Raw genomic sequence first — 25,394 nt, forward strand, 5'->3', positions numbered from 1 at the left:
TATCCCCCTGTCTCTCCTAAGGCCATTTAAATGTCAATGGCCTTTTATCCCTTAATCGCTTCACCAGCTCTACATGCTCCGCGCGCTGTTGATATTTCGCATAGCCTGCCACAAACAAGGGCGGATAATTCGCCAAATAATTGATAGAAGGCGTATTGACGATAAAGGTAAATTTCTTTAATGGCTCAATGGGAATTTCTTCAGGTTTCTTACCGTGCAATAAAATTTGTTCCGCTTGATAGGCCGCAAATTGTCCTAATGATTTATAAGTACTCACTAAACCAATACTGGCATAACCCCCCTCTTTCTCAATGGCACTTTCGGTCGATGTAAAGGTCATTACTCTTAACCATAAAGCCGTTAATGTCGTCACCCGTTGGTGTGCGCCTGCGGTAAACGAATCAGGCCCCATATACAACACATCCACTTGTGCGGCAATCTCTTCTAATACACTGGGAATCATTTCAGGAATAGGCTGACCTTTTGCGTCTAATGGAATGGAACGTTCGATAAACATAAATCGCTCTTGTTGGGCTAATTCTCTTAATTCTTTCACATTGGCTTTTGAATTATCTTCCTCAGAATTATAAATAATTCCCAAACGTGTAAACTCTTTATAACTACGAATGGCATTGATTTGATTGGACAATGACGCGAGATGACTGCTGCCTGTGATATTGCGCCCCGAATATTTATCCACCGCCAACTTATCAAAAGGATAAGAAACAATCGTAAAAACCACAGGAATATCTCGAATATAACTTAAATCGCCTCGCTGAAAACTCTCATAAGACCCCACTAATTTTTCTGTGACCGTTGTTCCCCATGAAAAAATTAAATCAGGTTTTTTCTCTTTAATTTGAGTCACTATTAAGGGTAAATTATCCTTATTTGACTTGGCATCAAAATATTCAAATTCAACATCAATATTTTTGATACGAAAATATTGTTTAAAACTTTTATCAATATCGGTTTCTCCACGCCATAACGCCATGGCAATGCGAAAAGGTTTTTTCTCAGGCACAATCGATTGCGCACAAACCGCTCCAATTTGTGCCAATAAAAGACATAATGCAATAACATAAAACATCATGATCACCTTACTTTAAACGAGTGGAGTCAAAAGAAAAAATTAAACTAAAAATTAATGCACTCATCGCCAAGCCGCCCCCTAAAATAAAAACGGCTTCTTCTTTATAATAAGTCAATAAAGCCGCCATCACCAAAGAGCCTAACACCGCGCCTAAACGTTCAATTAAACGGAATAAACTAATAATGGTGGCTTGTCCGATTCGTTTTGCTTCCTCTTGACATAATTCAGGCACTAATGCCAATTGAGGCGCGATGCCAATGGCGTGAGCCACACCCAATAAAGCCACACTAAATCCCGTCGCCATTGTTCCATCAAAAAAAACCATGAATAACACACTCATTCCCGCTAAGAAACCACTGCTTGCCACAAAATACCATTGTGCTTTCCATTTGTCGGCTAATTTCGCCGAAATAGGCGTGATAATAATCGCCGTAATGCCATATAACATCAAGATGCGACCAATCGTCGATTGGGTATTGTCACCTGATTCGCTTAAATAAATCGGAATGAAATAAAAAATAAATCCTGTTAATGCAAACTTAGTGGGTAAAGCGGCAAAAAACGATAACGTCACAAAGCGAATATTTTTTAATAGTAATGCAAAATCTGACCAGTGCAACTTGGAATATAAACTATTTTTTCCTGCGGTTGATTCTTTATTATTTTGTGGGGACACCAGAAAATAATAAACCATTAAAGCCGAAGGAATAGCCAACAATGCCGCAATCATAAATACGGCACGAAATCCAAGCTGATCCGCCAAAATTCCACCCACAGGCGGCCCGCACATCGCCGCCCCCATAACCGCAGCCACAAACATCGCCATGCCTTGCGTGCGGGCTTTGCCTGTGGTGTGATGCGCCACATAACCCTGACAGGCAATAAACATCATGCCATAACCAAATGCAGATAAACACCGTGACGCTAATAATTCGTAAATATTCTGAGAAAATGCAGTTAAAATAAAACCCATTGTTGATGGAATTAAACCAATTAAAAAAATGCGCCGACTTCCATATTTATCAGACAATCTTCCAGAAATAGGCATCGCAATAGCAACCACCAGCATAAATAAAGAAATCGGTAAACCCATCGCCACTTCTTTGGATAAATTAAATAATAATGCTTCTGAATTTTGATATAAATCTTCAACATAACGTGGAAAAAAAGAACGCGGCAACTCCTCAGCAAACATAAATAAAAAAACAGGAATCCGAATATTAATTAAAACATTATCCACCAACTCATTAGGACGACCATTTTCCGCAAAATGATAAGCTAATTTGACTTGCAACGCTTTTAAAGAGTGCTGTCCTTGTTGATAATATTCATTTAGGCGAATAATAACTTTATTAAAAGTTTTAATAAAAATCCCCACTTCATCACTAGAATGATTTCTAATGGTATGGGTAAAATTACCTTTTTTGGCTTGATTTATAGCCACGTTAATTAGGTGAATCGGTGCAGCAATATTATGATTAATTAAAAACCTTAAAAACTCAGAAGTGATTAATAATGAAATAATCAACAAGGTAATAACATCATAAATCACTTCTTGAGTTTTATTTTTTACAAATTGTTGATTGACTCCTAAATGCAATAAGCCTGCGATTTTGTTTTCTTCACCGTAGGCAATAATCATTGTGGTATTGTAAACCGTATTGATTAATGAAACATGACTGCTATTTTCATGAATGCGAGCAGATTGATTTAAGGGATATTTTTGCCAAAATTCCCGTGAAGCCTGCTGGAGTAAAGGTGCTAATTCTAAGGATAAAGGATTTGTTTTATATTTTAATTTTCCTTGTTCATCAGTGATAGCAATATAAATAATTTCTTTATGATTTTCTAAATGTTTTTTAAAAAAAACCTCCACATCAACCATGTTTTCAAATGGCATATCATGGTTTAAATTTCTGCGAATAGGCTGAATCACAGAATGTCCCACCGCAACCGATTTTTTATCAATCTCTGGAATTAATTCCTGCTCAAAATAAAACCATGCTTGATAAGAAAGCCAGACCGAAGCCACTATCATGACCATTGCCGCAATAAAAGTTAATTGCCAACTCATCTTATTGGCATAATAAGTGGTATCTTCTTGGGGAGAATGTACTTTATTTGAAAACATCTGGTTTTTCTTCCGTGACGGGATAATCAGTGATTGAATGAGTTAATTCAAATTGCTTAATTTCATCAAAAGCATCTTTTGCTTTTTGATAGAAATCGTCACAATGATGCTCCAGATCATTTTGCTTTATTCTCGAATATCGATCTGTCTCTTTTGATTCAGAAATAGGCGCATCTGTTTTAATTAATGACATCAGTTGTTGGTTCATTCGTTTAAAACTATGCGCCGTTTCACGAAACACATTAAATATCCAAAATGCAGTCAGTATTGTAATGATCGACAACACCAAAATAAAACTAGACAATAAATGCTTAAACATAGTGGCTATTTTATCTTGATGATAATCTTTAGAGCTTTCTAAATAAATGCCTCCAATTTGTTGAGAAAAACTGTTTTCTAAATTAAGACACGCATCTACCGTTTGTGACCGCGCATTTTCATTACATTTCGCCACTTTCCCTCCTGTATTGTCGCTCACCATACGTAAGCGCGCCGCCAACATGGCTTGTCCCTTGTAGTTTTCATCTGTACTGGACAGCACCACACCATCTTGACCAAAAATATAAATTTTTAAAATATGGTCATTTTGCTCTTTAGCCCGATCTAAAATATCTTTCAAATTAGAAATTTCAGATAAAAATAATCCCAAACTTAAATTTGACTCTATATTATTCTTTATATCCATCGCCACCACATCAGAACGAGAACGCACTAAATCAGCCAATGTTTTATCATATTTAAAATAATTAAGCAGGCTAATCATGGCTAAGGATAAACTGAGCAAAATAAAAATAGTAAAAGTAATTTTTAAGGTAAAATTCATCTTTATTCCTGAGGCACGAATTCTTTTAATACACGAAAACCTGTATAATGATTTCTACTGTTCATTTTTTCAGGATAACGCATGGCTGAACGGATAAAATGAACCCGAAAACTCCAGCCACCTCCCTTAATCACTCGCGTCATTGTTTCGGAAGAAGAAGTGCATTGTAAAGCCAATTCTCGCGTGATTTCTTCATTTAAATAAGCCGAACAAGTCCATTCCCATACGTTACCTAATGTATCGTATAAACCAAAAGCATTCGCTTGGAATTGTTTAACAGGGGCTGTGACGCTAAAGCCATCTTGACAGCGATGCCAATTTTTATCACCTGCCCAACTAGAAAAAGGATTAGTAGAAAGCGTGATTTCGTCTAAAACATTGGCGAATTGACAGGCTAAATGCGGATCATCCCCCCAAAATCGAGACGCATTTGCACCCGCCCGCGCCGCATATTCCCATTCAGCCTCAGAAGGTAAACGAAAACGAAATTTACCGTCATACTGTTGGGTCAACCAATCAGCAAAAGCAACCGCTTCATCCCATGAAACGAATACAACAGGCTGTTCATCGTCATTCAAAGTACGCTGCAAATAGTTCCGACTGTCGTGCGCCGCGACAAATTTTCGATATTGGGCGTTGGTCACTTCTGTTTCTCCCAGCCAAAATGCGTCAAGACACACCTCAGAACGAGAATACTCATCGGGATAACGTCCTTCCTCCGCTTCTTGACTACCAATGGTATAACATCCTGCGGGAATTTTTACAAATCGAATTCCTGTCACAGACTCTTGCCAAACAGTGGTGTAACGTGGTACTGTTGTAGAAGTAATCGTCGTATCTGTTTTTTCGCGGGCAGAAGTGGAGGGAGTGGAAGAGCTGATTTTGGCTATTTTTTCCTTTAATTCAGTCAATTGCGGGTAATCAGGCGCAACGACCTCTAAACGCTGTACATATCGTTTTGCTTTATCAGGCCGCTGATCGTGTACCGCTTGTCGTATCCACACCTCATAACGCTGCGCAATTGCCGCCAAACCCGCTACGGCATCAGACTGCTTGGGGTATTTTTCTAAGATTGATTTGTAACATTGATAAGCCGTCCCCGGTTGCCCAGTTAATAAGCGATCAGCCTCAAAATGAATCTGGCACGTTTGTAGCCTGGAACGCAACGCTTCGGAATCTATCGCGGATGGTGCTTGTGCTTGGGATGCCACACAAAAAGATAACCCGATAATCCCTATAACATGCTTATAACAAAAAACTTTTTTACTCATTTCTCAACCTGTTATCGCTAATGCAATTCTGGATTAAATCTTATCTTTCTCAAAAAGATTATTTTTGGTAAAATCACTTTGTTTTATTCTTCACTATAAAAAATAAAAGACCCTATTTTTAGTCAAATTAAGCCAAACGGTTAAGTTTTTATCGCAAATAATAACGCATTTTCTCGCGGTTCAAGCACCGACTTACTTAGTCAGTGGGCGCATGGTTTCAGTTGTCTGTTTCAATGGTTATTTTGAATCATAAGTACCAAAAGGAAAATAATCTGGCATATCAACATTTCTACCGCCCCCCAGCCCCCTCCTGCTAGGAGGGGGGGGAAAGAGGTTATTTTTATGGTTAAAATTTAACAAGATAACCTCATCTCTACCCCCCTCCTAGCAGGAGGGGGGTAGGGGGGGCGGTAGAAATGTGAAAATTCTGAACGCTTTTAATACCTTAATATTTTTATTTAACGACTTAATTAAAATCTTTTGACTAAACATTAACCGCCTATTTATATTACTTATTACCAAGTAAAGTACTACTTAATTAAGGTGGCGATTACAAAAAAAACGAGCTTCTGTTTAATGCTCTAAAGTAAGACTAGAAAAGCAACGCCCATTGACTCCAAAGCTAAGTTTATCATTAAATCACCGTTTTGGTCGTTATTGATAAAAATGATAATGCGGATAAATTGTCAGACTAAATAATAACCCGATTAGGGAGAACACATCTTGCTTACACACTCTGCTACGAAAAATACAACACAGACTTGGCCGACACCCATCACCTTACCTCACACCGCTGTAAACAATACAGACTCGGTTGCGGCAACTTTGCGCTTAACTCATCAATGGAACGCCTCACTTATTCAATCTTTACAAGGCGTTGCGTTTAGAGAACAATGTCCATTGGCACAAATTTTATTGGCAGGCGCATTGAGCGTTTATGCGCGCTATTCTCAACAAGAATCTATTTTGCTCAATTGGCAAGGCTCTGATAATAAAAATATTTTTCCACTTATTTTTGAAATTTCCCTGCTTGATCCGTTCAACGAAACCTTAACAAAAATTCGTGCCAACCTTATTGCTGCTTTGCAACAACCATCTATTGCTTCTGATTCATTAACTTATCCTATTGATAAGATTGATAATTATGAAAATACGCTTTATCCTGTTTTGACTCAATTGTATTTTTCTGAAACCGCACAACAGCCACCTGCTTGGCTGACAGGTTGGGGAATTACATTAGAATGGCAAGATAAGCAATTGATTTCAAATCTCTATGCTCCAGCTCACGTGCCAATAAATACGTTATCGCGCTGGTTTGGACATTGGCAAAACCTACTGGAATCTGCGCTAAATTTACCGACAGTGCCTGTTGCGCGCTTGCCTTTATTGTGCGCTGCGGAATGGCAATATTTGATCAACCACCTCAATTCCACCCCCAAACCCGTGTCAATCGGTTCTGTGTTGACGCGCTGGCAGCATTTTGTCGCACAAAAACCGCATGATTTGGCTTTCATTTCTGAGTCGGATCGTTATTCTCATTATCAATTAAATCAAAAGGTTAATCGTTTAGTGCAGGCGTTAATTGCGGCGGGTGTGCATAAGAATACGTTGGTAGGGGTGTATGTATCTCGTTCAGCGGGAATGGTGATTTCGATTTTAGCCGTGCTGAAGGCGGGCGGGGCTTACGTGCCGCTAGACCCCAGTTATCCCGCGTCCCGTTTAGCCTACATGGTTGCCGACACGCAATTGAGCGTATTAATTACCGAAAAAGCCCTGCAAAGCCACCTGTCTGCGCCCCATGCGCATTATTTGTGCTGGGACGAGGAGCAGCAGGAGCAGCAGGTCGGAGTAGAGGAAAATGCGCACACAACGCCTCTGTCAGAGCCAGCAGTTGCCCTGACAGGCGATGAATTGGCATACGTTATTTACACGTCTGGCTCGACGGGAACGCCCAAAGGTGTGGCTGTCACCCATCGTAATCTGTGTCATTATGTGGATGCCATGCCCGAACCGTTACAGTTCAGTGCGGATTCAGTGTATTTGCACACGGCTTCGTTTGGTTTTTCGGCTTCGGTGCGTCAACTTTTTGTGCCGTTATGTAACGGTGTTCCTGTTGTATTAGCCAGTAGCGCGCAACGTGCTGATCCCAGTGCTTTATTTGCTTTAATTCAGCGGGAAAAAGTGACACATGTTGATTTTGCGCCCTCTTATTGGCGACATTGTTTGGAGCATTTGCTGCATTTACCGCCTGCCACACGGGAAATTTTATTAAATAATCGCTTATCTTGCATTTTATCTTCGGCTGAACCTTTATGGTCAGATTTGCCGTATCGTTGGCGGTATGAATTGGGGCAATTAACCCGTTGCGTGAATATGTACGGGCAAACAGAAACAGTAGGCATGGTCACGGCTTATTCGGTGAATAATCAAGATTTATTAGAGTCCGCATTAACCCATATTCACACCGTGGCAATTGGTCGTCCAATTAAAAATATTCAAGCCTATATTTTAGATCAATATCAACAACCTGTTCCCATTGGCATTCAAGGTTATTTGCATGTTTCTGGGGGGCAAATTGCTCGCTATTATTTAAATTTACCTGAGAAAACGGCGGCCACTTTTATGCGCCATCCTTTCTCCACTGATACTCAAGCAATTTTATGCAACACAGGAGATTTGGCGTGTTTTCGAGAAGAGGGGACGATTGAGTTTATTGGGCGACAAGATAATCAGATTAAAATCCGTGGTTTTCGGGTTGAATTAGGCGAAATAGAAATTGTTTTATCTAAGCATCCTGCGATTAAACACATTGCGGTATTAACCGATGAAATAGGTTTAGACAATAAACGTTTAGTGGCGCATATTATTCCTGCCGATACCTGCGTTCTGACTCAAGAAAAGCAAAAGCAAGATTTAATTCGTGAATGGCGGAATTTTGCGGAATCTCATTTATTTCCTTATATGGTGCCAAATCTTTGGTTATTACATGCTGAATTTCCGCGTTTACCTAATGGAAAATTAGATCGTTGTGCTTTATCGGAACAGTCTAAAAACTATTCTTATCAAGAAGTTAGTATTAGTTCTGAGTCAGAACAGGTTGCCAAATTAACTCAATTGTGGCAACAAGTTTTGCAGTTAAAAACACTGAATCTTCATGATAATTTTTTTGAATTAGGTGGGGATTCTTTATTGGCAGGTCGATTAATTCAAGCCATCAATCAAGCCTTTAATAGTGAATTTTCTGTTTTAACTTTATTTGCTGCACCCACCATTGCCCAATTCTCTCAACAATTGCAATCTGCTATTGTTATGGAATGGCCAAAATTACAAGCCATTTCTCGCACGGATCATTTGCCTATTTCTGCCACACAACATCGTTTATGGTTCTTAGATCAATTACAACCCAATAATCCTGTTTATAATATGTTAGGGGTGTTTCGATTGCGTGGTGTTATTGACGTGATGCGTTTAAAGCAAACTTTTTACGCTATTTCTTTGCGTCAAGAAGTTTTAAGAATGTTTTTTAAGAAAACTGCACACCATGATATTGAAGCGCAATTAGTACCCACCATTAACCTTGATTTTAGCCATGCTGATTTGCGTTTAATAGCCGCTACGGTTAAAGAGCGGGAGCAGATAGCAGAGCAGTATTGTTTAAATGCTGCACAACAGCCTTTTGATTTATCAATTGCGCCATTGTGGCGGGTTTTAATATGGCAGATGGATGAAAATCATTATTGGTGTGCGATTATTATGCACCATATTATTTCTGATCAATGGTCTTATCGGATTTTCTTACAAGAATTATTGGCGCATTATCAAGCGAATTTAGAGCCATATTCTATTGCGCCATTACCCTTTCAATATCTTGATTTTGCCGCATGGCAACAGCACATATTGCGACAACAACGGTTTGCACAACAAGTGGATTATTGGTTACAGACCTTAGCCAATGCGCCGACGTTATCTACTTTTCCCACTGATTTTCCACGTCCTGCACAACAAAACTTTATCAGTGCCTGTATTAAATTTCAATGGAGTGAAGAATTAACGCGCCAATTAAAAGCGTTAAGTCGTGCGGAAAGTACCACGTTATTTACGACGTTATTAACTGCATTTAAAATTTTATTACACCGCTATAGTGAACAAGATGATTTATTAATTGGTTTACCTGTGGCTTATCGTCCTTTTCCTGAATTAGAATCTTTAATGGGTTTCTTTGCCAATACCGTCGTGGTGCGCAGTGATTTATCGACAGTTTCTCATTTTCGCCAATTATTACAACAAGTGAAGCAACGCACCCTAGAGGCCTATAGCCATCAAGATGTGCCATTTACTCAAGTGGTGGCTTTAGCGCGTCCCATTCGTCAAAATAACCATAATCCGTTATTTCAAATTATGCTGAGTTTTTTAGATGAATCTTGGTCAGAATTAATGCAAGGTGAGCAATTCACCATTGAACGCATTCATTTATCTAAATCAACCAGCGATTTTGATTTATTTTTGACTTTATATGAAGATGAGCATTGTCTTTGTGGAACAATGGCTTATGATGTTTCTCTCTTTCGAGAAGAGACGATTAATCGCTTGCTTTATCACTATGAAATTTTGTTAGGCAACATTTTACAACAGCCTGATAAAAAAATAAGTTTGTTGTCATTTGATACAGAAATAAGTGTCAAAAAAACTCAAGCTGAATGGGAAACTTTTGAGCTTTAATTTTCTACAGACAAAATTTAATAATCGGAGGCAAAAATGACTTTAAGTCAATTATTAATGACTTTAAAACAGCTTAATGTTAAGCTTGTTTTAGAGCAAGAAAAATTACATATTGATGCACCTAAAGGTATTTTAAATAATGAATTAAAACAGGCATTGACTCAATATCGAGAAGCACTGATTAATTATTTAAAGCCGCCTATGATTTCTCTTTTTGAAAATCTGGCTTATTTTGCTGAAAAAACACCAGAAGCGATTGCGGTGATTGATAGTGAAGGACAGCAATTAACTTATGCCGAATTGGAGAAAAAAACCAATCAATTAGCACATTTTTTACATCAACATCATTTGACTAAAAATCGGCAAATTGGTTTATATACCCATCCGTCATTGGCGCGAATTATTGGTTTATTGGGGGTGTTAAAAGCGGAGTCGGCTTGTTTTGTGTGGCATCCTGATTATGTGCTACCAAATACGCAGCAAAAACACATTCAACGCCTAGATGCCGTGTTGACACAGGATGATTTATTTGCGCATTTGTTTCCGATGGCGGGGGATAAATTGCTGAATCTTAGCGATCCGCATTGGTCAGATTACCCAGATACGCCACCCACTTACCTTTCACAACCCTTTGATTTACAAACAATTGCCTATCAAATTTACACCAGTGAAAACATGGTGATGGCCATTTCCCACCGCGCCGCGTGGCAGCGTTTAAATGAGCTACAACACTTACACCCGTTATCAGTAACCACGACACTGTTACATAACACTTTGTTACACCGTGAGGTTGGATTTTGGGAAATTTTGTGGCCGCTACAGCATGGGGCAACCATTGTTATTGCAGGGCGCGACGTAATAAGCACTTTGCGAGAACAAGCGGTTAATGTGGCTTTTTTAACGCCGCCGCAATTGGTTTGTTTAAGTGAATTACTTAACGAATTACCTAATTTACAAGTCATCATTGGTTGTGGTCAGGTGTTGGCGCAATATGTTGCACAAAAATGCTTACATTTACGTCCCGACATTCATTTGTATCATCTGTTTACCACGCCAGAAGCCGAGCCTGTATTATCTTACTGTTGCGAAATAATGCCAGAAAATGAAGAGGTTACTGGTTTTGTTCCACTGATGCCGCCATTTTCTTCTGATCATCTTCAGATTGTAGATCGTTTTATGCAGCCCACGCCAACAGGTGTTGTGGGAGAATTGAGTTTATTGGCCAGATGTCATGCCTATGATTTGACTCACCCGCAAGTGGAGACCCTTTTGCGCACGCATAAACGCGCTCGTTGGTTGGAAGGAAATCGTTTAGAATTGCTTGGTGGAACAGAACGTTATGCGTGGCATCAAGGGTTACGCATCAATTTGAACACCATTGAAACCTTGTTGCTGCGTGAACCCAGCGTGTCCGAATGTGTGGTGTTAGAAAAAAATACAAGTCAGGTCACTGATACGGTATTAATCGCTTTTATTGTATCTCAATCAGGATTTTCCGCACAACGTTTACAACAATTTTTATGGGATCAGGCTGCGACATCATCGCAACTCCCTGATTATTATGTTTCTTTAACGAATTTGCCGCGGCTGTCTAATGGTGCAGTTGATGAGGCCTTGTTATTAAGTTTACCGATTTTTGATGAAAAAATAACGAATAAAAAAAATACAAAATGGGCAATGATCCAGCATGATTGTATTTTAACAACACCTCCTTTGCATTTAAGTCAATTATTACCCGCACATTTATTGCCAAAAAATAGTTTTCATTCCACCGTTCATTCCGTTTCTGATAAGGTAAAACTTGATTCTGATTCCAGCGTTATTCCTGAACGTCCTTTGGCTTTTAGTGACGGTGGTGCATTAACTCTTCCTCAAGATGCCCCTTTAACTTTAACTGAGGCTTTATTACGCACGGCTAAAAATCATCCGAATAAGGGAATTATTTATGTAGAAAATAGCGATACCGTTATTTTCCAAAGCTATGCTGATTTATTGCAGCAAGCACGGCAAATTCTGGCAGGATTGCAAGCAAAGGGCTTAAAACAAGGGGATCGCGTGATTTTGCAAGTGCAACATTTGCGGGATCATTTCAGTAGTTTTTGGGCCTGTGTTTTGGGTGGATTTACTCCTTTAACAGTGGCGATTGCGCCCACTTATCGCAGTAAAAATGCGGTGGTGAATAAACTTTATAATATTTGGACATTACTAGAACAGCCTGTTATTTTAACCAGCGACAATTTATATGCAGAAATCGCGCAGTTAAAAGAGTTATTTAACGATAATCAAATAAATTTATTATCGGTAGATACCTTAAAATCCTATTCATCAGAACAAGCGGTTTTATATCCTGCTAATCCTGATGACATTATGTTTTATCAATTAAGTTCTGGCAGTACAGGAACGCCTAAATGTATCCAAGAACGGCATTATAGTCTGGTGTGTCACATTCATGGATCGCAGCAATTTAACGGGTATTGTAGCGATGATGTTTCACTGAATTGGTTGCCTAGAGATCATGTGGTGCCTATTTTAACTTATCATTTAAAAGACACTTATTTAGGCTGTCAGCAAATTCAATTAAAAACTGAGCATGTTTTAAATGATCCGCTGTGGTGGTTGACTTATTTAGAGCGGTATCGCGTGACGCATTCTTGGTCGCCTAATTTTGGTTTTAAATTGGTCAGTGATCGTTTAAAACAATTAAAAGAACCGCGTCATTTTGATTTATCAGCGATTAAATTTTTAATGAATGCAGGCGAGCAAGTCACTCGTTTAGTGGTGCAAGATTTTTTAGAAATGACCGCACCTTTTGGCATCACCGCACAGCGCATTCAACCCGCATTTGGCATGGCTGAAGTCTGCACTTGCATGACTTATCACAATGATTTTGATTTAAATCAAGGTGTGATTCGAGTGGCTAAATCCACTTTAGATCGAGACTTGCAATTCACCGATCCAACAGATACCCATGGGATTGATTTTATCCATTTAGGGCCGCCCATGCGCGGAGTGCAAATTCGCATTGCCGATCATGAGAATAAAACGGTTAAAGAAGGCGTTATTGGTCGCTTTCAAATTCGCGGCGAAGTGGTCACACCAGGTTATGTGAATAATGACGCGGCAAATACAGAATCTTTTGTGGGAGAAAATTGGTTTAATTCGGGTGATTTGGGATTTATTTTAAACGGCTGTTTAACGTTAACAGGGCGTTTAAAAGAAATGATTATTGTGCGCGGTGCAAATTTTTATTGTTACGAAATTGAGGATGTCGTCAATAGCATTGATGGCGTAGAACCTACGTTTACAGGCACGTGCGCGGTCAACAACGAACATGAAGGCACAGAAGGCTTGGCGATTTTTTTCGTCCCTAAAGCCTTTACAGGCGACATTACGCCCGCAATAAAGGCATTAATCGACACCATTCGCCGTCAAGTGAGTCAAACATTAGGCATTTCTCCTGCGATTATTATCCCGTTAAAACAAAATGAATTTCCCAAAACCACCAGTGGAAAAATTCAACGCGCACAATTAAAAACTAATTTATTATCTGGCAATTACCAAACCATTTTACATCAAATTGATGTGGCGCAAGCCAATGATCAGACTTTACCCGATTGTTTTTATCGTCCCATTTGGCAATTAGCCCATATTTATAGTCAACAATCCAGTCAAAATATCTTGGCGATTTTAGTTTTTTCTAATCAAGTAGAATGGGTAACAGCCATTGCCAATCACTTTAAAAATGCAGTGGTCAATGTGCAAGCGGGCGATTGTTTTCAGAAATTAAATAGTTACTGCTATCAAATTAATCCCACTCAGCCCTCAGATTATGTGCAGTTATTCTCTGCATTAGCTGAACAAAAAATGTTATTTAATCGCATTGTGCATTGTTGGAGTTATGAAAATAGCACGTTGCCATTCAGTTTTGATCAAGCCCAATATTATGGGATTCATAGTGTGCGTTATTTGCTACGCGCTATATTGCCTTTTCAAGATACTTTATTGACTGTCGATGGTTATTATTTACCGCGATTACTGGTGATTTCTCGCCACACACAAATTGTTTTTGAACAAGAACCATTGCATTATTATCATGCTCATTTACCTGCGTTATTGAAAACATTGGCGCAGGAATTAATGGGTTTAACATTAAAACATCTTGATTTAAGCCATGAAACCACAGGTGGTTTATTAAAGATATTAGCTGCTGAATTTAATAGCGTACATTCCGCCGTAGAAATCGCTTGGCGACAACAACAGCGTTGGCTGCCTTTTTTGCAAAAAGTGAGCTTCCAAGCACCTGACAATCATTATTCTTTGCCATTAAAAACCACAGGTTTTTATTTAATCACAGGCGGTTTAGGTGGTATTGCCGCTAAAATCGCACAAGAATTGCTGCAACAAAACGGCTATCATTTGCTATTAATTGGGCGTAAAGAAAAGACTTCTTTAACGCCAGAACAGCAACAACAATATCGCCAATTACAACAACAAGCAAAAGCGCATGATTGCCATTTGGCTTATGTGTGTGCAGATATTACTGATTTGGATTCATTACGAACGGTAATTAGCCATTATCAAAACGACTGGCAATTACCCTTATTAGGGGCTTGGCATTTAGCGGGCGTTTATGAAGAACGTTTGTTAATAGAATATGATGATTCCGCTTGGCAATTAGCGATGGCTGCGAAAATAAATGGGGCTTTGGTTTTGCATGAATTATTGCAACATAGTGAACAACCTTTTATTGTCTATTTCTCTTCGGTATTAAGTCATTTTAGCGGTGCAATGATTGGTGCTTATGCGTGTGCTAATCGTTTCTTAGAACGTTTTGCCTATTATCAACGTCAACAAGGGATAGATAGCCGCTGTTTTAGCTGGAGTACATGGCAAGAATTAGGCATGAGCGCGGGTTATCAAGGTAAAGCGGCTTTAGAAGCACGCGGAATGCTTTCTTTATCGCTCACACAAGGTTTACATGCGGTTAATATTGCGTTGTGGCATCAATTACCTTATGTTTTAATTGGCTTAAATGGACAACAACCTTTTGTTCGAGCGCATCGCTTAATTCCTTGTCAATTAACACAATGTTTAACGCTTTATTATGATAAAAATTACAGCGAATTAGCCGAAATTAAACAGCCTTGGTATGATCATTTTGGGACGGCATTAATTTATGAAAAAGTGGCTTTGGAGCAATTGCCTTTAACCGAACAAGGAGAGTGTGATAAAGCGGCATTATTGGCTTTAACGTTACAGGAACATCACTCAACGCCAATAGCCCCACGCAGTGCTTTAGAACAACGTTTATTAAGCATTTGGCAGCGGGTTTTAAAGCAAAATAATATGGGAGTGATGGATAATTTCTTTCAATTGGGTGGCCATTCGCTTTTAGCGATGCACTTAATGACTGAAATTCAAAATGAATTTAAAGTGACTTTGCCTTTATCTGTTTTATTTGCTCAACCTACAGTGGCGCATTTGGCAGAAAAATTAAGCCAAATGGAAACATCGGTTTTAATGCCTTCGGAACAAGAGCATTTATGGGTATATTTTAGTGAAATTGCTCCGAGTTCTTCTAAACCGTTATTATTCTGCTTTCCGGGCTTGACGGGGAATCCTATTTATTTGCAAACGTTAGCGAATTATTTACAGCCTGATATTGATTTGCTCAGTATCCAAACACCGAAAATTGAGGAAAAAACGGTTGAAGCTTTAGCTGCGTTTTATTTAAAAATGATTCGGCAAAAGCAAGCGACGGGGCCTTATTATTTAAGTGGGCATTCTTTCGGCAGTTATTTGGCTTTTGAAATCGCACAACAATTGCTGGCACAAGGAGAAACGGTGGCGCAATTAATCGTGATGGATATTCAAGCTCCCGTACCCGCATTTGCTTTGACAGATACCATGCCATTAGACACTTTTCAATGGTTAAAGAAATGGCAAACATTATTGATGCGATTATCAGGAAAAACTTTACTTATTCCTCTTGATGATCAAACAACATTAAGTGATGAATTAGCAAAAAATGTAGCCTTTGATTGGCTCAAACAATCTGAGTTATTACCCGATAATGCCGATCAGACGCAAGCGGAATCTATTCTGTCTATTTTCCAAACCAATACGATGGCTTATTATCGCTACCAAAGCCCAGCAAAATGGCAAGGAACGCTGCATTTATTGCACTGTCAACATACGGTATCTGGTAGAATGGATGAGGCAAAAACAAATGATTCTGTTCCCGTCGATTTATATTGGCAATCACTTTGTGATCGGGCAGTGAATGTTCAATTCATTGCAGGAGAACATTTCACCATGACTAAAGAGCCTTATGTTCGTACTTTAGCCGAAAAAATTAAGGAATTATTAGGTGTTAAATTAAAATAATGGTTGATTTTATTTAGCGAGCAGATGCAATGACAAAAGACAGTTTGTTTTAAGAAACAGACTGTCTTTTTTTATAAAAGATCGCATTATTCATGCGTTATTTACAATGGCTTAATATAACGACATTGCGGATAATGGCTGCAACCATAGAATGGTGAGCCAGCATGGTGTCCACGTTTTGCCATGCGCAAAACCAGCGCATGACCGCATTTAGGACAAATATTTGGGTTAGAAAAGCGTTTTTCTAATGTGGCAATATGCGCCCGATGAGTCGCCCAACTTTTAGGCAGCATTCCACTTTTTAAAGTAGCCACCATATACCGCACTTCTGCATCGGAAAATAACACTTGGGTATGGCTTTTAATATAGGAAATATAACCGCTTTTCATCACATTTTTAGGCAGCGGTGTTTTAAATTCACAATTCCCCCAAAACATCACAATAGAAAATAATTTATGATGTTCCACATCTAAAAATGCAGATAAGGCTTTAGTGTGGCGATAATTCTGGTGTAATGGATTTTGAAAAGGATACTTTTTATCAAAAAATTGTTGCATCCATTGTGGACTTTTCTCATCTCCAAAAATCCAGCCATTCATATTTTTTGTTTCCACCACAAATAAACCATAACGGGAAATAATGACGTGATCAATTTGCGTGGTGCCATTTTCTGTGGGAATGGTCACATTATTAATATCAATATAAATACTGGAATCGAGAAATATCTTTTTCGCTAATGTCCCCTGAATCTCCCCCATCCAACCTTTAAACCATGATCGAATTGACATGTGAATACACCTCTTTTTTCTAAGATGCTTTAAGTTTACTTTTTATGCCATTTTTGTACTATTGTATTTTTAACGCGACGCTATTGCAAGTCCATTTTAAAGGGCTTGAATCAAAAAATAGCCTGTCTTTTCTGTTTAAGATGACTCGCCCCATTAAAAACGGTTTTGTCGTTTGCACGCTTGTGGTAAATTGGCCATAAAACTCATAGAGATACTTGCTGATCGACATGTAAAGCGAGTGTTATTGTATTCAACAACTGATAAGATTAATAATACCATGATTCGTAGTGTTGCTGATATTCGTCAAGCCTTTTTAGATTATTTTGCAAAACAAGGACATACTATTGTTGCCAGCAGCCCTTTAGTTCCCGGTAACGATGCCACTTTGTTGTTTACCAATGCGGGAATGGTGCAGTTTAAAGAAACCTTTTTAGGTCATGAATCGCGTCCTTATGTGCGTGCGACAACAGCACAGCGTTGTGTACGTGCGGGCGGCAAGCACAATGATTTAGATAATGTAGGTTATACGGCACGTCATCATACTTTTTTTGAAATGTTAGGCAATTTTAGTTTTGGTGATTATTTTAAACGCGAAGCCATTGAATATGCGTGGGATTTTCTGACTCGTGTGTTGCAATTGCCGCCAGAAAAATTATGGGTGACAGTGTACGAAGAAGATGATGAAGCGGCTGATTTGTGGTTGAAACACATTAAAGTCGATCCACAGCGTTTTTCTCGCTGTGGTAAAAAAGATAATTTTTGGATGATGGGAGATACAGGGCCTTGTGGGCCGTGTTCTGAAATTTTTTATGACCACGGAGAAGCGGTTTTTGGCGGGCCGCCCGGTAGTCCAGATGAAGACGGAGACCGCTATATTGAAATCTGGAATTTGGTTTTTATGCAGTATAACAGAAATGCCAGCGGTCAATTAACGCCGTTGCCGCGTCCTTCGGTGGATACGGGCATGGGTTTGGAACGGTTGTCTGCGGTTTTACAAAAAGTACACAGTAATTATGAGATTGATTTATTTCAACATTTGCTCGCTGCGGTAGGCGAGTTAGCTGGCACGAGCGATTACACGAACAGTTCAATGCGGGTCATTGCCGATCACATTCGGGCGTGTGCGTTTTTGATTGTGGATGGGGTGGTACCGTCTAACGAAGGCCGCGGTTATGTTTTACGTCGTATTATTCGCCGTGCCATTCGCCATGGTCATAAATTGGGTTTACGAGAGCCGTTTTTTCATCAATTGGTGGATGCCTTAGATCGAGAAATGGGCGAGGCTTATCCCGAATTACGCGCCTCTAAAGATGTCGCACGCAAAGTATTATTGCAAGAAGAACAACGCTTTGCCGACACTTTAGATCAAGGTATGAAAGTGTTTGAGCAGGCGATTGGGGAATTGACGGGGACAGAAATTCCGGGTGAGTTAATTTTCCGTTTATACGATACTTATGGTTTTCCGACGGATTTAACGGGCGATATTGCGCGGGAACGGGGTTTACGCTTAGATATGGATGGTTTTGAGGCGCAAATGTCGGCACAACGGGCGCGAGCGCGGGCTGCCAGTCAATTTACTGCCGATTGGTCGCAAAATCAGGCGCAATCCGACTTGCAAAGTGAGTTTAAAGGCTATGAAACGGCGCAAATTCAAGCGGCCGTCGTGGCAATGTATGAAAATGGTAACGCCGTAGAACAAATAACCGCGGGACAAAAAGCGCAGGTGATTTTGAATGACACGCCGTTTTACGCTGAGTCGGGCGGTCAAGTGGGAGATCGCGGAGAATTACAATTAGCCCATGGGGGCTGTTTTGTGGTGGAAGACACGCAAAAAATGGGCAAAGCCATTGTTCATATTGGAGAATTGACGCAAGGTATTTTGCGCGTTGGCGACCGTGTGACTGCCCACATTGATGAATCGGCACGCACAGCCATTGCGCGCCATCATTCAGCCACTCATTTATTACATGCTGCATTACGCAAGCAATTGGGTGAACATGTCAAACAAAAAGGCTCTTTGGTCAATGCAGATCGTTTACGCTTTGATTTTTCTCATTTTGAACCCGTTTCACCCGATCAATTACGTGCTTTAGAATACGCTGTAAATCAGCAAATTCTAAGCAATTATCCCGTAGAAACTGAGTTAATGGCTTTAGAACACGCCATGAATAGCGGTGCAATGGCTTTGTTTGGTGAAAAATACGAAGAACAAGTTCGTGTATTGCGTATGGGGCAGTTTTCCACTGAATTGTGCGGCGGAACACATGTAAAACGGGTGGGCGACATTGGTTTGTTCAAAATCGTCAGTGAGACGGGAGTCGCCGCTGGAGTACGCCGTATTGAAGCGATTGCAGGCTTAAATGCCTTACAGTGGGTGAATCACACCGAACATTGTTTAACCCAAGCCGCACAATTATTACGCACCGTGCCTGATGAATTAGAAGCGCGCATTAAACAGTTGCAAGAACAAGTACGGCAACAAGAGAAAATGTTGGAGAAAATGCAGGCGAAATTGGCCAGTAATCGCGGTCAAGATTTATTAAGCGAATCTTGTGAATTGGCCGCAGGGATACGTTTATTGGTGGCTGAATTGGAAAGTTTAGACGCAAAACAATTGCGCGACACTTTGGATCAAGTGAAAAGTAAATTAGATCAGAGCGATGGCGTGATATTATTAGCCAGTATTAAAGACGCTAAAGTGTCCTTAATTGCAGGAGTCACCAAAGGCTTAATGAATAAGGTAAAAGCAGGTGATTTGGTTAATTTTGTGGCGCAGCAAGTCGGAGGGCGCGGCGGCGGCCGTCCCGACATGGCACAAGCAGGCGGAACACAACCTGAAAACTTAGCTTCTGCTTTGGCCAGCGTTGCCGCTTGGGTGAAAGAACGCTTGTGATTTTTTCTTAATCACTAATTTAGCGCGCATTAAGAGGAATAATGTTAGATTAAAAATAACATTATTCCTCGTTGTTTTTTTCTTACCATAAAGAGGGTTATGTGCATGAAATCGCCACTGGTATTGCAACCAATTACGGCCGAGAGAAATTTATATGATGTGCTGAAAGTGCCTCATGATGCCACTGATGCTGATATTCAGAAAGCCGCAGAGCAATTGATCACGCTTTATCAAGCACAAATTGAACAAAATCCACAAGCCCAACTGTGGCTTGATGAAGTGCAAGATGCTTATAAAATTTTATCAAGTCCTTATCGTCGTAATGCTTATGATATTTCTTTAGAAGAACAGCATTTAGAAACGAAAATTAACGCGAGCGTTTTAGATAAATTAGAACAAATTAAAAAACTTGGCCAACACACGTTAGATCAAATTTTAAATCATTTATCCGATAAGACCGAAGCTTTAAAAAATCATTTGGCTAAAATGGAAAAATCGAGTGAATCCGTCGCTGAGGAGTCGCCACCGATTCAAGCTGTGCAACAGAATGCGCCCGTGTTGGATGAATCCCCTGTGCGTATTATTACTTTACCCATTCCCTTAGCGCAAACGAAAAAAGATAATTTATTGCCTGATGAAAAATTATTAAAACGGGCTTATATTCATCCTTTATTTATCTTTGATTTTTGGGGTTTATTTTTAACGGTGATTGCGGGTTATTTTCTTTATACTGATTCTTATGAATTGCACCAAACCAGTCCTATGGTCAGTGTCATTTTTCCTGATATGATCAACCGATTTTTACCTGCGACTTGGATAGAATTTTTAAATCCTATTTCTATTTGGACTTTGGGTATTTTATTATTATTTATGATTGGGATTTTAATTTTATTAGAAGTGATTTTGACGCAATTAAGCACTCAATTTTTAATTACTTCTCGTCGTTTGATTTTGAGAAAAGGGATTATTTGGCGCACGGAAGTTGAATTAAAAATGCCGCAATTAGACAGCATTTCTATTCAAAGCAGTTTATTAGGACGATTATTAAATTATGGCGAATTTACTGTAATTGGCGTGGGAGGAACTAGACTTTATTTTCCCCATTTAATGCAGCCCAAGAAAATACGGCAATTGTTATGGGAAATGTTAGCCGTTTCTGAATTAAGGCAATAAGCCTGTTGGTGCGTAAGATTCAGGCGATTGTACATTGGGTAAATAGCGTTGAAAATCTTGCAAATCACCGTTTAAACTGGCCGTTTTGACCACCACAGGACGTAAGAAAATCACTAATTCCGTTTTAGTATATTGATCATTGCGATAGCTGAATAAATCGCCCACCCATGGCAGTTTAGACAACACGGGGACACCCGCGGTTTGTTTTTCCATATTGTCTTGCATTAACCCCCCAATCACGGCAATATCTTGGTGATTGACCTTTAATATAGACTCAATTTCTCGCACTTGAATCTCAGGAATTTCACTGATCACATTAGCTTCAGCCAATTCAGGATTAGGGTCTTTTTTAAAGCCTAATACTCTGGAAATAGTCGGGCGAATATTTAATGTCACCACGTCATCACCACCAATTTGAGGCGTGACCGCCATCACCAATCCTACGGGGACGGTGTTGACTTGCGTCTCATAAGTCACTCGTCTCGCACCACTGACTAAAGAAGCCTCAGCCACTTCCACTTTAATGGTGAAATAAACTAAATTATCCACCACTTTTAATATCGCGGTTTGATTATTTAATACCATTAATTTAGGACTCGATAACACTTTCACCGAGCCAAATTGTTCCAGCATTTTTACACTGGCAGAAATATCGCCAATTTTACTGTTTTTATTTTGGTATTGAATGGCGTAAAAAGGTGCGCCTGATAATGCCGCCGCAATGTTTTGTTGAAGATAAGTAAAATCACCATCAATTCGTTGCCAATCAATTCCCGCTTGATACTGATCATTTAAACGCACCTCAGCCACGGTGGCTTCAATTAAAACTTGTCTTTTTACACTGTCCACCACTTTATCTAAAAATCGGCTAATGTCTTCGTGTTGTTTACGCGTAGCCAATACGCTAATGGTGCCGCTTTCTGGATTGATAACAATATGATTTTCTACATTAGCCGCGGTGGTCACAGAATTTTGTAATAAAATGGCTTTAATATTTTGCGTTAAGCGTCCCCATAAATCATGAGTCGCTTGATTTTTAATGGTGGTGGTAGAATTATTGCCTTCTAATGACCCGCCGCTGCCTTCAGTGACATTGACACTGCCAGTTTTTGCCACTTGAGTCGCTACGCTGACTTCGCTGGTGCTTTCTCGCGCCATGTTGACGTAACCGACAGAATAAACACGAAAAATAGGTTTATCAGGGAAAATTTTAATGTAATTATCACTCACTTCATACACCATATCCAGTTGCTGTGAGAGTCGCTCTAAAATCTGCACCAGCGTTTGATTCAGTGCGTTTAGGCTGATGTTGCCTGTTACATCGGGATGAATATCAATGTTATACTTTGCTTCGCGGGCTAGGGCAAACAGTAGTTTTTCAATCGGCACATTATCGACCACAATAGTATACTGTTCGGGTACGGTGACAGGTTCTGGCGGCGGCAACAAAGGAACGTGTAAAACAGGTGGCGGTATTTCTGTTGCAGGCGCAGGGATTTCCTGTTGACTTAAATGCCCCGGAGAATGAAGCGGCGGCTTGGGCGCACATCCAAACGAGAAGGTAACGCTGCCGAGCAATAAACTCACACGCAAACGGGTGGAAAAGCGATCAAGCAATATCATGAAAGTGCGATTGAAAACGATGAAATGGAGAGGTGATTTGTTTTAAAGATAAGCCTAAAAACAGATGGTGTAAATTCTAGGAATCTCTACGGTATTTTAATCGAATTTGTTTTTAGAAAAAAGGGGAGTAAAATGAATTTAAAATCTGTTTTGCTCCCCTGTTTTGTTTTAGGGCAAAGGGCCAATATAATTGGCTTCAAAACGAATATCAGTACTCAGACAAGTGGTGGCTTCGCCACCGTTCCCCGTGAAGTAAGTCACGGCGTGCCATATTTCACCAGCAATATGCGTGGGAGTGTCAAACTGACCAAAGCCATACAGTGGAAAACTACGCCCCGGTGTTAAGGCCGCAAAATTGCCATTTTCGTCAAAATCAACATATTGGGAAAAAATCACCATTCCATCTGGACTGGTTCGCAGTCTAAATGTCGTACCTAAACCCCAATTCAGCCCCATACATGCGGGCTTTAATTGGAAACGTATTTTTTTAACCTGACCGCCAACCACTTCAAATGTGAATGATTCACCTTGCGTCGTGCCTCCACCGTAAACACCGTCTTGCGGAGTCACCGCATAAACGTTGATTAAACCAGTAAAGAAAAAAAAGACTAAAGCAATAATAATTTTCATTGTGAATTCCTGAGCATAATCACCAAAATAAAATAGAGAATGAAAACTCTAAAAATAAACATATCATTCGTTATAATTTATTGCAATTCTATTGCAAAATAAGCGAGTAATTAACAATAGATGTTAAATGAATCTTTTTAATTCTAGCAAAATTATTGTCATTATGCCAGTATTGTCTGAAGTGTTTTAGTATGGAACTGTTTTATCTGGGGATCAAAAATATGTCATTATTTTTTAAAATGCGTTTTAGTTTTTTGCTGATGCTGCTCGCGCTGTTGAGTGCGTGTGCTAAAGTGCCGACCCATGAGGGCTGCTATGTGGCGGAGCCGTATGTCAATGGGCGTTATGTGGGCGCATGCGATACGTTTCGCCGCGCCCACGGCCAAGGTGTCGCACAAGGCACAGACACTTACAAGGGCGAATTTAACGCCGGGGTGATCGAAGGTTGGGGGCTTTATACGTGGTCGAATGGGGCAACGTTTTGTGGACAATTTAAAGCAGGAAAAATGTCAGGCGTGGGTATCTACACAGACAGCAGCGGCAAACGTCAGGAAGGCATTTGGAACGGCACGCAACGGGTCGAAACCTATCAAACTGGCCGTTTAACCTGTACAATTCGATAATTCGTTATTTTAAAATTCTACCTTTCACATGGAGGATATTCCATCATGGAACAACCCGGCAGTTCGATGTTTAATTTTTTTCGGCGTATTTTCAATCCGTTGAGTGCGCCCAGTGGTCCTTCCGTTCCCAATACGCCACCCAACGCCCCATCACAAGATATACCGGGACGTTTTCCCACAAATCTCAGTCAAAATAATCCCACTATGATGCGACAATTACAAGAAGTATCGCAATATAAAGGCATTATTGAATTGGCGGCGAACCGCTACCAATTCCCGCCTGCTGTATTATGTGGCATTGGTTCGCGGGAATCGCATTGGGGATTGGCGTTAAAACCGCAGGGGCCGGGGGGACGTGGTGATTTTGTGCGGCGACCGCCGCGTGGTTCGCGTACCACACCAGAACCGCCAGATGGTCCCGGTTATGGTCGTGGTTTAATGCAGATTGATTACGACTGGCACGAATTCGCTCGCACGGGAGCATGGCATGATCCCAGAGAAAACATTTTATATGCTTGTCAAGTTTTAGATCAAGCCAGAACATTTTTAACGCGTAAAGGTTTGCCTAAAGAATTATTATTGCGTGGTATTTTAGCCGCTTATAATGGCGGTGCAACGGCCGCTTGGAATGCGCACAGTGCAGGTTTGGATATTGATGCCAATACAACCGGTAAAGATTATTCCAAAGATGTATTAAATCGTTCGGGTTGGTTTCAATTACAAGGTTGGCGTTAATAAGGATTTAATACGATGCCATTAAACAGTGAACAAGTGCGTTATTTGCGCGGGTTAGCACACCATTTAAAACCCGTGGTGATGGTGGGACAAAAAGGGGTGAGTGAAACGCTATTAGCAGAAGTGGATCAGGCGTTGGCACATCATGAATTAATCAAGGTGAGCATTGCCAGTGATGATCGTGAGGAACGGCAATTGTTGGGGCAGGAAATTTGCGCCCATTGTCACGCGGAGACCATTCAACGTATCGGTAAAATTACCGTGTTATATCGCCCCGCAAAAAAGCCTAAAATTCAATTGCCTCATTAAATGCTCAAGCCCGCACAAGAGGAATAAGACAACAAAGTGCCTCACTGCGTTGTCTTTTTTTATGGGAAAAATAAGAAAAATCGCAGAAAATCTTTATATTAACATTAGCTTATTTAATAATCTGTACAAAGTCAAAAAATCGCCGTAAAGTGGAATAACCGTACTGAATGTGCGGTCTCATTTGGCGTATGTTTAC

The 25,394-nt window shown here is 40.0% G+C and carries 14 protein-coding genes; 7 read left to right on the plus strand and 7 right to left on the minus strand.

What is annotated here, in order from left to right; genetic code table 11:
• Positions 1-16: 16 nt before the first annotated feature.
• From TPSD3_RS01475 to TPSD3_RS01490, 4 genes are read right to left on the minus strand one after another with little or no spacing between them, the layout of a single operon-like run.
• Positions 17-1,093, minus strand: coding sequence for an ABC transporter substrate-binding protein (locus TPSD3_RS01475; RefSeq protein ID WP_086486821.1), 1,077 nt, complete (start codon positions 1,091-1,093; stop codon positions 17-19).
• A 7-nt stretch (positions 1,094-1,100) separates the two neighbouring features.
• Positions 1,101-3,224: an MFS transporter gene (locus tag TPSD3_RS01480; protein WP_086486822.1), complete on the minus strand. Its 2,124-nt coding sequence runs from the start codon at positions 3,222-3,224 to the stop codon at positions 1,101-1,103.
• Positions 3,211-4,047 carry a hypothetical protein gene (locus TPSD3_RS01485; protein ID WP_086486823.1) on the minus strand — a complete coding sequence of 279 codons (837 nt, stop codon included), beginning with the start codon at positions 4,045-4,047 and terminating at the stop codon, positions 3,211-3,213. The genes TPSD3_RS01480 and TPSD3_RS01485 overlap by 14 nt, the downstream gene beginning before the upstream one ends.
• A 2-nt stretch (positions 4,048-4,049) precedes the next feature.
• A complete protein-coding gene (locus TPSD3_RS01490; RefSeq protein WP_176329681.1) occupies positions 4,050-5,258 on the minus strand; it encodes a formylglycine-generating enzyme family protein in 1,209 nt (402 codons plus the stop codon).
• 783 nt (positions 5,259-6,041) lie between these two features.
• On the opposite strand from TPSD3_RS01490, the gene TPSD3_RS01495 reads away from it, so the two are divergent.
• Both TPSD3_RS01495 and TPSD3_RS01500 read left to right on the plus strand, forming a co-directional pair.
• Positions 6,042-10,037 (plus strand): non-ribosomal peptide synthetase, encoded by a 3,996-nt coding sequence (locus TPSD3_RS01495; protein WP_086486825.1) that lies wholly within the window; start codon positions 6,042-6,044, stop codon positions 10,035-10,037.
• Positions 10,038-10,073: 36 nt separating this feature from the next.
• Positions 10,074-16,424 (plus strand): SDR family NAD(P)-dependent oxidoreductase, encoded by a 6,351-nt coding sequence (locus tag TPSD3_RS01500; protein WP_086486826.1) that lies wholly within the window; start codon positions 10,074-10,076, stop codon positions 16,422-16,424.
• A 101-nt stretch (positions 16,425-16,525) separates the two neighbouring features.
• Here the strand turns inward: TPSD3_RS01500 and TPSD3_RS01505 are convergent, their stop codons facing one another.
• A complete protein-coding gene (locus TPSD3_RS01505) occupies positions 16,526-17,212 on the minus strand; it encodes a nuclease-related domain-containing protein (protein WP_086486827.1) in 687 nt (228 codons plus the stop codon).
• 277 nt (positions 17,213-17,489) lie between these two features.
• Between TPSD3_RS01505 and alaS the strand changes: the two genes are divergently transcribed.
• Complete coding sequence (alaS, locus tag TPSD3_RS01510) at positions 17,490-20,105, plus strand: alanine--tRNA ligase (protein ID WP_086486828.1); 2,616 nt, start codon at positions 17,490-17,492, stop codon at positions 20,103-20,105.
• A 105-nt stretch (positions 20,106-20,210) separates the two neighbouring features.
• A complete protein-coding gene (locus TPSD3_RS01515; RefSeq protein WP_176329682.1) occupies positions 20,211-21,278 on the plus strand; it encodes a PH domain-containing protein in 1,068 nt (355 codons plus the stop codon).
• Here TPSD3_RS01515 and mshL read toward each other — a convergent pair.
• Both mshL and TPSD3_RS01525 read right to left on the minus strand, forming a co-directional pair.
• The gene (gene mshL, locus TPSD3_RS01520) at positions 21,267-22,901 is read right to left on the minus strand and encodes a pilus (MSHA type) biogenesis protein MshL (RefSeq protein ID WP_086486830.1); all 1,635 of its coding nucleotides are present in this window, start codon (positions 22,899-22,901) and stop codon (positions 21,267-21,269) included. The genes TPSD3_RS01515 and mshL overlap by 12 nt on opposite strands.
• Positions 22,902-23,069: 168 nt before the next feature.
• On the minus strand, positions 23,070-23,531 hold the full coding sequence (locus TPSD3_RS01525) for a hypothetical protein (RefSeq protein WP_086486831.1): 462 nt from the start codon (positions 23,529-23,531) through the stop codon (positions 23,070-23,072).
• Between the two features lie 221 nt (positions 23,532-23,752).
• Between TPSD3_RS01525 and TPSD3_RS01530 the strand changes: the two genes are divergently transcribed.
• The 3 genes from TPSD3_RS01530 to yhbY are packed head-to-tail and all read left to right on the plus strand — an operon-like array spanning position 23,753 to position 25,198.
• Complete coding sequence (locus tag TPSD3_RS01530) at positions 23,753-24,154, plus strand: hypothetical protein (protein WP_176329683.1); 402 nt, start codon at positions 23,753-23,755, stop codon at positions 24,152-24,154.
• A gap of 45 nt (positions 24,155-24,199) precedes the next feature.
• The gene (locus TPSD3_RS01535; protein ID WP_086486833.1) at positions 24,200-24,889 is read left to right on the plus strand and encodes a lysozyme family protein; all 690 of its coding nucleotides are present in this window, start codon (positions 24,200-24,202) and stop codon (positions 24,887-24,889) included.
• Between the two features lie 15 nt (positions 24,890-24,904).
• Positions 24,905-25,198 (plus strand): ribosome assembly RNA-binding protein YhbY, encoded by a 294-nt coding sequence (yhbY, locus tag TPSD3_RS01540; protein ID WP_086486834.1) that lies wholly within the window; start codon positions 24,905-24,907, stop codon positions 25,196-25,198.
• Positions 25,199-25,394 lie beyond the last annotated feature (196 nt).

Origin of the sequence: Thioflexithrix psekupsensis, from assembly GCF_002149925.1 — a bacterium.
GTDB classification, from domain to species: Bacteria; Pseudomonadota; Gammaproteobacteria; order Beggiatoales; family Beggiatoaceae; genus Thioflexithrix; species Thioflexithrix psekupsensis.